Source organism: Burkholderia sp. E168m23, from assembly GCF_016586125.1.
In the GTDB taxonomy this organism is placed as follows: Bacteria; Pseudomonadota; Gammaproteobacteria; order Burkholderiales; family Burkholderiaceae; genus Burkholderia; species Burkholderia orbicola.
In genome coordinates, this window is record NZ_BCPP01000824.1 from 1 (window position 1) to 3293 (window position 3293).

At 64.5% G+C, this 3293-nt stretch carries 3 protein-coding genes; 2 read left to right on the plus strand and 1 reads right to left on the minus strand.

The genetic code is table 11. The features are described 5' to 3' along the window. Positions 1-894, minus strand: an 894-nt coding sequence (locus JMF90_RS30290; RefSeq protein WP_201325821.1) for a cation:dicarboxylate symporter family transporter, incomplete at its 3' end; no start/stop codon positions are given. A gap of 176 nt (positions 895-1070) precedes the next feature. Between JMF90_RS30290 and JMF90_RS30295 the strand changes: the two genes are divergently transcribed. Both JMF90_RS30295 and JMF90_RS30300 read left to right on the plus strand, forming a co-directional pair. Then, positions 1071-1988: a LysR family transcriptional regulator gene (locus JMF90_RS30295; RefSeq protein ID WP_054928627.1), complete on the plus strand. Its 918-nt coding sequence runs from the start codon at positions 1071-1073 to the stop codon at positions 1986-1988. A gap of 310 nt (positions 1989-2298) precedes the next feature. Next, on the plus strand, positions 2299-3293 hold a 995-nt coding region (locus tag JMF90_RS30300), incomplete at its 3' end, for a dicarboxylate/amino acid:cation symporter (RefSeq protein ID WP_201325822.1).

Here is a 3293-nt window from a genome sequence, read left to right on the forward strand (position 1 = left end):
CGGCAGCACGGTCGCCGAACTGCAGGTCGAGAACGCGATGATCAGTTCGTCCTTGATCACGCGCAGCAGTGTCAGGATGCGGAACCCGAACAGCCGCGCGGTCACGCCGAGCACGGCGATCGCGAACAGCAGGATCGCGAAGTAAGTGACGGCGACGAGTTTCAGCAGCGGCAGCAGCGATCCGAAGCCGAAACTTGAAACGGTCACCGCGATCAGCGCGCACACGCCGACCGGCGCATAGCGCATCACCATGTTCGTCACTTTGAACATCGCGTCGGCGACGCCCTTGAGCATCGCGAGCACCGGCTTGCGATGCTCTTCCGGCACGGACTGCAGCCCGAGCCCGAACAGCAGCGAGAAAAAGATCACCGGCAGCAGGTCGCCCTTGGCCATCGACGCGACGATGTTGTCCGGGATGATGCCGAGCACCAGCGCCATCAGCCCGTGGTGCGCCTGCTGCACCTGTTGCGTGGTCTGCTGGTAACGGGAAATGTCGGTGTGCCCGAGTTGCGACATGTCGGTGCCGACGCCCGGCTGCAACACGTTGCCGATCACGAGCCCGAGCACGATCGCGATCGTCGTGATCACCTCGAAATAGAGCAGCGTCTTGATGCCGAGGCGTCCGAGCGACTTGCCGTCGCCCACGCCGGCGATGCCGATCACCATGCTCGTGAATACGATCGGCACGACGATCATCCGCACCAGCTTGATGAAGATGTCGCCGGCCGGCTGCAGCACCCCGGACACGGCCGTGTCGCGCAGTTGCGGAAACCGGTTCAGCACGAGCCCGGTCGCGATGCCGATGACGAGGCCGATGAGGATCTGCCACGCGAGCCCGACGCGCGGCTTGCGGGCCGCGCCGACGACGGGCGGGGAGTCGATGACGGTGTCCATGCAATCTCCAGAGAATGGGGGGTCGATTGAACGCTGGGTGCGATGCGGCGCGTTTTCTGATGAACGCACTCGCCAGGCGACGCAACGGGAGCACCTTAAACAGCCTAAATATGTAAAAAAAGCGATTTTTTGACATGAGAACATATCGCTTTTCTTCATCTATCGAGTGAGACGCGATGCTGACGTTCAAGCAGATGGAAGCGCTGTACTGGATCGTGCAGCTCGGCTCGTTCGACGCGGCCGCGACGCGCCTGAACACGACGCAGTCGGCCGTATCGAAGCGCATCCAGGAGCTCGAACGCGCGTTCGACCTCACCGTGTTCGATCGCGCGCATCGCAGCGCGCGGCTCACCGACAAGGGCGCGGAGCTGTTCGACCATGCGAAGGCATTGCTCGAACAGCGCGACCGCGTGGTCGAGCGGATGAGTTCGAAGGAAGCGCTGGTGCGGCATGTCCGGATCGGCGTGACCGAACTGACCGCGCTGACGTGGCTGCCGCGCCTGATCGCGGCGATCCAGGCCGCCTATCCGCGCGTGCACGTGGAGGCCGAGGTGGACCTGACCGCGACGCTGCGCGACCGGCTCGCGGCCGACACGATCGATCTGATCGTGGTCCCGCAGATTCATGCGACGGACGCGTTCACGGCGACGGTGGTCGGCGAGGTCGACAACGCGTGGATGTGCGCGGCCGGATTTATGCCGACGTCCCGCGCCGCCCTTGCGTTGACGGAGATCGCGCGGTTTCCGCTGATCCTGCAGGGGAACCTGTCGGGCACCGGGCATCTGTACACGCGCTTTCTGCAGGAACACGGCGTCGCGACTCAGCGCGTGCTGTCGAGCAACAGCCTGCTCGCGCAGATCGGCCTGACGCTGTCGGGCCTGGGCATCAGCTATCTGCCGAAGGCGTGCGTAGCGCACCTCGTCGCTTGCGACGCGCTGGAGATCGTGCGCACGCAGCCGGCGCTGCCGCCGGTTCGCTACGTCGCGCTGCACCGGGCCGAACGCGCTCATTCGCTGACCGCCGAGATCGTCCGGCTCGCGGAGCAAGCGTGCGATTTCAGCACGAGCCTGCTGGACCCGCGGGCGCACGACTAGCGCCTGTTCACGGTGGCGCGGCATCCCGGCACCACAACATCGTCGGTGGTGCAGAACAGTGGCGAAATGGCGCGGCGCAGGTTACCGCCATCCGGCGCCCGTCGAACAGGCAATGTGCTGCGTCGCACCAATCCTCACCCGGTTGCGCCGGCGCACGGGCAGGCAGCGCCACCCCCGCCATCACCGTCGCCCCATCGGCCATGATCCGGCGCTAGCGCAAACCCGAACCCGGTTGCACTGTTCAGCGCGATTCTGGTCCTGTATCGTCCTTCCATCCCCGATTGCGAAACCGCTGCATGGGAGGCTTACGATGCGAAAAAAGAATGCTGCAGCCGTCTGGATCCTGGTCGCGATGGCGGCAGGCATCGCGATCGGCTACATGGTCTTCACGAGCTTTCCGGACAAGAAGGCCGCCGCCGAAGTCGCCGGATACATCTCGCTCGTCTCGGACGTATTTCTGCGCCTGATCAAGATGGTGATCGGGCCGCTCGTCTTCTCCACGCTGGTCGTCGGCATCGCGCACATGGGCGACGCGGCCTCGGTCGGGCGCGTATTCGCGAAATCGATCACCTGGTTCATCACCGCGTCGCTGGTCTCGCTGCTGCTCGGGCTGCTGATGGCGAACCTGCTGCGGCCCGGTGACAATCTCGGCCTGCCGCTGCCGGACATCGGCGCATCGGCGAACCTCGCGACATCCAAGTTCACGCTGAAGGATTTCGTCGGCCACATGGTGCCGAGGTCGTTCGCCGAGGCGATGGCGAACAACGAGATCCTGCAGATCGTCGTGTTCTCGATGTTCTTCGGCGTCGCGCTCGCCGCGCTCGGCGAGCGTGGCAAGATCCTCATCGCCGCGATCGACCAGCTGTCGCACGTGATGCTGAAGATCACCGGCTACGTGATGAAGCTCGCGCCGCTCGCGGTGATGGCCGCGATGGCCGCGACCGTCGCGGTCAACGGGCTATCGGTACTGCTGAAGTTCGCGGTGTTCATGGGCGACTTCTACGTCAGCCTGTTCCTGCTCTGGGCGTTACTCGTGTGTGCGGGGCTGGTGTTCCTCGGGCCGCGGGTGTTCAAGCTGCTGGTGCTGATCAAGGAAGCGTTCATGCTGTCGTTCGCGACGGCCAGCTCCGAAGCCGCGTACCCGAAGATCCTCGACGCGCTCGACCGCTTCGGCGTGAAGCGCAAGATCTCGAGCTTCGTGATGCCGATGGGCTATTCGTTCAACCTCGACGGCTCGATGATGTACTGCACGTTCGCGTCGCTGTTCATCGCGCAGGCGTACAACATGCACCTGTCGCTCGGCAC

Excerpts from the sequence above, each read along its gene's own strand:
- JMF90_RS30295 (WP_054928627.1), top strand. The coding sequence starts at position 1,071 with ATGCTGACGTTCAAGCAGATGGAAGCGCTGTACTGGATCGTGCAGCTC.